The 6066-nt window shown below is 50.2% G+C and carries 7 protein-coding genes; 3 read left to right on the top strand and 4 right to left on the bottom strand.

Going from position 1 to position 6066, the window contains the following annotated elements:
- Positions 1-264 precede the first annotated feature (264 nt).
- From D5S03_RS02670 to D5S03_RS02655, 4 genes are all read right to left on the bottom strand, one after another.
- The gene (locus tag D5S03_RS02670) at positions 265-1308 is read right to left on the bottom strand and encodes a permease (protein WP_008871056.1); all 1044 of its coding nucleotides are present in this window, start codon (positions 1306-1308) and stop codon (positions 265-267) included.
- Positions 1309-1329: 21 nt separating this feature from the next.
- Positions 1330-2520 (bottom strand): ACR3 family arsenite efflux transporter, encoded by a 1191-nt coding sequence (gene arsB / locus D5S03_RS02665; RefSeq protein WP_008871057.1) that lies wholly within the window; start codon positions 2518-2520, stop codon positions 1330-1332.
- Between the two features lie 49 nt (positions 2521-2569).
- Positions 2570-2923 carry an ArsR/SmtB family transcription factor gene (locus D5S03_RS02660; protein WP_287042604.1) on the bottom strand — a complete coding sequence of 118 codons (354 nt, stop codon included), beginning with the start codon at positions 2921-2923 and terminating at the stop codon, positions 2570-2572.
- 357 nt (positions 2924-3280) lie between these two features.
- Positions 3281-3550, bottom strand: a complete 270-nt coding sequence (locus D5S03_RS02655; RefSeq protein WP_008871060.1) for a Nif11-like leader peptide family natural product precursor — start codon at positions 3548-3550, stop codon at positions 3281-3283.
- 512 nt (positions 3551-4062) lie between these two features.
- Between D5S03_RS02655 and D5S03_RS02650 the strand changes: the two genes are divergently transcribed.
- From D5S03_RS02650 to D5S03_RS02640, 3 genes are all read left to right on the top strand, one after another.
- Positions 4063-4287: a twin-arginine translocation signal domain-containing protein gene (locus D5S03_RS02650; protein WP_040418783.1), complete on the top strand. Its 225-nt coding sequence runs from the start codon at positions 4063-4065 to the stop codon at positions 4285-4287.
- Positions 4288-4308: 21 nt separating this feature from the next.
- Entirely contained in the window at positions 4309-4887 is a 579-nt protein-coding gene (locus D5S03_RS02645; RefSeq protein WP_502697109.1) for a C-GCAxxG-C-C family (seleno)protein, read from the top strand.
- A gap of 337 nt (positions 4888-5224) precedes the next feature.
- Positions 5225-6066: LysR substrate-binding domain-containing protein (locus D5S03_RS02640; RefSeq protein ID WP_287042603.1), on the top strand; the 842-nt coding region annotated here is incomplete at its 3' end.

Here is a 6066-nt window from a genome sequence, read left to right as displayed (position 1 = left end):
GGGCTTTGCAAACTGGGTCCCGCACTTACTTTTTCTACGTCTGCCCAGTTTTCAAATCAATATTTGCCAAAAAGTAAGTGCGGGATCTGAACGACGTAGGAAGCGTTAATCAAAACCGTAATACACCGAACTTGATTCAAAGTATGTTACAGGAAATATCCTGGCTATCAAACCCGTGTGTAGGTTTTGATTTACGCTTCCTTGGAGTGAGTCTTTACGTCCTGTTTGCAAAGCCCCCGGACCCTGATGAATAGTTGCATCAGCTTAAAATATATACAAATATATGCTGCCGGCCACAAAAGCCATGAGTACGGACAGCAGAGCATAGTTGATCACCAGGCGTCTGCCCACTAAGGAGGCCACCCCCAGCATGGAGGGAATGGAGGCCATGGGCGCGGCTATGAGAAAAGCCAGGGCAGCAGCCGGGGCCATTCCCAGGTCCAGAAGCGCCCGGATGAGAAATATCTCCACCAGGGTCGGTGTATACAGAGGTACTCCAAGCACGGCTGATAGCCCCACTCCGGTTATGCCGGTCAGGTACTGGGCCACTATTGCCGGTGGCAGAAAAGCGTCCACGTAACTGACCACCAGAAGCCCCAGGGCAAGATAAGGAACGACCTTTTTCAAAAGATCACCGGCTTCATACAGAGCGTTGCTGCTCTTCCGGGCAAAGCTTTCCCTGTACTCCTGATAATCCTCCCGGGCCTGGACCGCCATCCCGGCAAAGCGCTCCTCCACCGCCTTTGCGGCCCTGGTCATAGATACCAGGTAACCCACGAGTATGGCCGCGAAAAAGGCAAAAACCACTCTGGCCACGGCAATCTCTAAGGAAATTATGTCAATGGTGGTTATTATGGCAATAAAATTGGCTGCCGGGGCCATCAACAGAAAGGTCACCGCAGGCCCCACACCTGCACCGGCAACAACCAGCCCTCCAAAGATGGGGATCATTGCGCATGAACATACGGTCATGGCCGGAGCCAGCAGGGCCGCCAGGACATACGATGAAAAGTTTTTGCTGGTCAGGTACTTTTTCATCTTCTCTTTGGGCACAAAGGCCGCGATCACCCCGCCCAGCATAAAGGCGAAAAGAAGCGTACCCCAGGCCCTGGTGGCGTAGTTCAGAATATAAACATACGGTATCTCCCACAGTGTATAATCCTGCAGTTCTCCATAGTCATATACCGGAAACAGGTTATCGCCTGTTACCGTTTTATAGACCACGGTAAACATTCCAAACAATAAAAGAAACCAGGGCAGAAAAACTGTCTTGAATCCATCTGATAAAGTCTGTCTATCCAGGCTCATAGCCAGCTGCCTCGCTTTAAATTACTTCTTTGTGGATATGGATGGATAAACCCTCTCGCCCACAGCGCATGTACCTTGACCCCCGTAGCCTGCGTCCTGGGTCTGCAGTCCGTCATCCCGGACCACCCCGCCGAAATACTTTCTCAGAAAATACAGGCTGACATGCACCAGGCCGATGAGCACCGGCACTTCAACCAATGGGCCGACAACCGTGGCAAAAGCTATGGGCGAGGCAATGCCGAAAACGGCAATGGCTACGGCAATGGCCAGCTCAAAATTGTTGCCCGAGGCGGTAAAGGCCAGTGTGGTGCTGCGGCTGTAGTCGGCTCCAAGCCTGGAGGCCATGAAAAAACTGATGAGAAACATGAAAACAAAATAACACGTCAGGGGAATAGCGATCCAGAGCACGTCAAAGGGTCTATGCACAATCTGCTCTCCCTGCATGCTGAACATGACCACAATGGTGAAAAGCAGGGCAATGAGGGTTATGGGGGCGATTTTTGGCACAAATACATTGTCGTACCAGTCATGTCCCTTGATGGGCAGAAGAATCACCCGGCTTAGAATTCCGGCGCCGAAGGGGATGCCCAGATAGATCATGACACTGGCGAAAATCTCACCAATGGTCACGTCCACCACCATGCCCTCCATTCCGAATAGTGGAGGCAGGACTGTGATGAAAACCCAGGCGTACAAACCGAAAGCTATAATCTGAAAAACACTGTTCAGGGCCACAAGCCCGGCTGCGTATTCACTGTTGCCCCTGGCCAGGGTGTTCCAGACCAGGACCATGGCAATGCATCTGGCAATACCCACCAGGATCAGCCCCACCATATAGTAACCCCAGCGCTCGTCAGGTCCGAAAATAGCCGGGGCTATATAACCGAAAAACCCCACAGCCAGAGTAAACATGAGTATCGGACCCACAATCCAGTTCTGAAGAAGAGACAGTCCCAGAATTTTAAAATCCGAAAAAACCCGGGGCATGAGCTCGTATTTCACCTTGGCCAGGGGCGGATACATCATTAGTATCAGGCCGAAGGCTATAAGCAGGTTGGTGTGCTCGCCCACAGTCAGGGCTTCGTTGAAGGTTTCCACCGGACCCTTGAATAAAAACCCGGTCAATACTCCTACAACCATGGCCGTAAAAATCCAGACCGTCAAAAAACGGTCCAGAACGGACATCTCTTTACTGACCTTGATTTCAGCCATTTTCTTTCCTCTTGGTTTCAAAGTTGATCAGTACCCGGATCCTGCCCGATCATCTACCTCTTTTACTGCATAGTTCTTCCACGGACATGGACAGGATGAATTTGAGTGTGAGCCTGTCCTTTTCCATTTCCCGGGAATACATAAGCTCCTCTTCTAACCACTGCCTGAGCCTCCCGGGAAAATCATCCGCCAGCCGGTAATACACCCAGCGGCTGTCCTTGCGGGATGTCACTAAGCCTGCATTCTGGATGACGCTTATATGCCGCGAAACCGTGGCCGTGGACAGCCCCAGAAGCTCGGTAATCTGGCAGACGCACAACTCCGGCTGCCTGAGAAGAGCCGCGATAATGCGCAAACGATTGCCGTCCGCCAAGGCTTTGGTCTGTTTCAGAAATTTATCCATAAGTTGATATTTGCACAATAAGCTAAATGACTGAATGAAAATTACAACCTGAAAAAGCGCCTGTCAAGTTTTCGAAAGTATTTGATTCTGGATAAAACTACAGCGAAAATTATTTATTGTCCTCCGGGGACTGGCTCTTTTGCCGCCGAATTTTTTAAGCATTTGCAAATTAGCAATCGGCAAAAGTGCCTGTCCCCGAATTAGACAGGCAGAAAATTTTTATAAGTTTCGCTGTAGTGCTAAGGGAAAATTGAAATCTGAAACGGGCATTGCGGGGGCCTTACGGCAGTGCACAATGCCCGGATTTTGGAGGAATTATCGGCAGTTTTTTGATTGCAGCTTTTTAAATTGACTTCTTTAAGCCGGGACAGCATGGCTATCAACTTTTTTGCCATGGCCTTGACTCCTGGCATAAAGGGACTGCACCAGCATCTCCAGCATCCTGTCATGCACTCCGTCGCAAGGCTGCTCCATTACCATCCTGGCCTCATCCGGGGTAAAATCATACCCCTTTTCCCGGGCAATATCCATTATTTCCATGGAATCCCGGCACCTGGCCAGCCTTGAATGCAGACCCGTGTCTTTCTGAACCAGTTCCAGAAATGCCTTTGCGGACTGAATAGACATGTCACACCTCCTTTGTTTTGCCAGGCCTTGCAGATAGTTTTCATCCGGAAACGGTTCTTTTTCCTTTTGGCGGCGTCACTCTGCACAATTATTCGTCACCGTATTAAGATACGCCTCCTCATAATTGCTTGATTTCCTTGCCAAAAGAAAAAATTCCTCGTTTCCGGAAAGAAAACCAATAGCTTCGACATCCGGAAAGAAAGACTTTCCGGATGGAAACCAGATAGCGTCCTGGATTTATAGAGATTACCTCCGATCATATTCAGTGGCTATAAATTAAAGTATCTCCATGGCTTTGTTTCATGGTCGGCATGTAGGCTGTATAAAGCTTGGATTGTGATATTAAGCACTTTTATACATTCATAAGTTTTTTTAATTTGACCCTCATGTATAGGGTATCTAATTAAATAATAATAAACAGCAATTCTTCGGCTGGCCAGACCATAAGCTCATTTTTTCTGGACAACATATAAAGATTTGCAACCGGAAAACCCAATAAGGAGGAAGGTATTATGCAAGGCCAAGGAACACAAAATTCCAGGAGAAGTTTTTTAAAGGGCATGGGCACCACCATGGCCGGGGTGGCTGTTGCCGGAACCATGGGTTTCGCCAGCCATTCCCTGCTGGGAGCCGGCCAGGCCAGCGCAGCCCTTTCCGGTGATTTTCCCTACAAAAAGCTGGATAAGGACATTGCCGCGGAAATGGCCTTCAAGGCCTACATGGAAAAAGGCGGCTGAGGACCTGGAGCAGCCGACGGTCTGTTCGGCTATCTGGCCCAGGAAGTAGGCGAACCCTACACCCATTTCCCCATTTCCATGTTCTGGGTCTTTTCTTCCGGGGTACGCACCGGCTGGGCCTCCATCTGTGGAGCCCTGGTACCGCCCCTGACACTTATCGGGGCCATGCCCGTGGACAACCAGACCAAAGGCAGACTGTGCGATGAACTCATGGCCTGGTACATGAAGTTTCCCTTCCCCGAATACCAGCCCGCAGGCATGGACCTGCCCAAGGTACCCGTGGACTCCAGCCTGTGTCACGTCTCTGTGACCAAGTGGATGAAGGAAGCAGGCGTAGCCCGCGGCTCAGAGGAAAGAAAACACAGATGCGGCGGCCTTACTTCGGATTGTGTGACAAAAACTGTGGAAATGCTCAATAAGCTGGCTGATGAAGGCGCTTTTGAAGTGACCAGCAAGCCTCACGAATCAGTGGAAAGCTGTATGCGCTGCCACGACAACATGCAACCCTACACCCACGGCAAGGAGAACTGCAACGCCTGTCACTCCATGAAACCGGTAAGCATTGATGAATGCGAACAGCACGTGGACTGGCTCAGATAAGCTTAAACTGAATTATTGACACCTTATAAGCCTCTAACATTAAAGAGCACACCCAGGAGGTCCGGCAAGACAAACACTGGACCTCTAAAATTTCAAAGTGGCTGCATGTCAGCTTTTCTGCTGCTGAACATACTGCGTACAGGTCAAGACGATTCTCTTGACTGCCTCTTCTGCGTCCAGTGCGGACCGGATGATTTTCCCCCGTCCCTCCGGAAAATGATGCCGGTCCGCGCGAAACGCAGGTCTTCCTGTAAAACCGGGATTCTTTTTTATAGACACAGGGCTTCAGGGCTGCTATACAAAAGGTTGCAACCAAACCCCGGAAAAAGGGGGTCCAATGGAACTCAACCTTTATGCCTTGAGGACCTTCAAGGAAGTGGTGGACCAGAAGAGTTTTTCCAAGACCGCAGCCAGACTGTATCTGACTCAACCCGCTGTAAGCCTCCAGATCCAGGCCCTGGAAAACTATTTTCAAGTCCCCCTTCTGATACGGGAAAAAGGCAGGATAAAACTCACCCAGGAAGGCGGGACTGTTTACGAATACGCCGTCAAACTGGAAACACTGCAGGCAGAACTGTTTCAGAGCATGGACCGGCATGCAGACAGGCTCATGGCCACACTGCGCCTGGGCACCTGCTTTATTGCCGGGGAATACCTCTTTCCGGACATCCTCAAGTCCCTTCAGAACAAATACCCTGATACGCGGGTGGCCCTGAGCGTCCTCAAATGCGAAAAAATTTTTCAGGGACTTTTAAACGGTATTTTTGATCTGGGGATTACCGGAGTAGACCCCCGGAACAAAGGCCTGCAATCCAAAGAGATAGGCCGCGCCCCCCTTGTTTTGTTCAAGAGTCCCAACCAGGGAACAGACTCAGGACCGGTCTCAGTAAAGGATCTTCTGGAAACCCCCGTGGTCTTAAGAGAGGAAGGGGCAGGAATTCACAAGGAATTTACAGACTTTTTAAAGGCCCAGCGCCTGACGCTTAAGCACTTCAAGCATGTGTGCCTCTCTGAGAGCAACCAGGCCATAAAATCAATGGTCAAGGCGGGCATGGGTTTCTCCCTTATGCCCGAATTCATGGTCCGCCAGGAACTGCAGGATAAAGAAGTTATCCCCATGGAACTTGAAGAAGGCGGTCTGGAGCAGGGATTTTACATGGTTTACCGCAAGCAGGAAGG

The sequence above is a fragment of the Desulfonatronospira sp. MSAO_Bac3 genome (assembly GCF_003838035.1).
GTDB classification, from domain to species: Bacteria; Desulfobacterota; Desulfovibrionia; order Desulfovibrionales; family Desulfonatronovibrionaceae; genus Desulfonatronospira; species Desulfonatronospira thiodismutans.
This window is presented reverse-complemented; position numbering and strand designations above follow the sequence as displayed.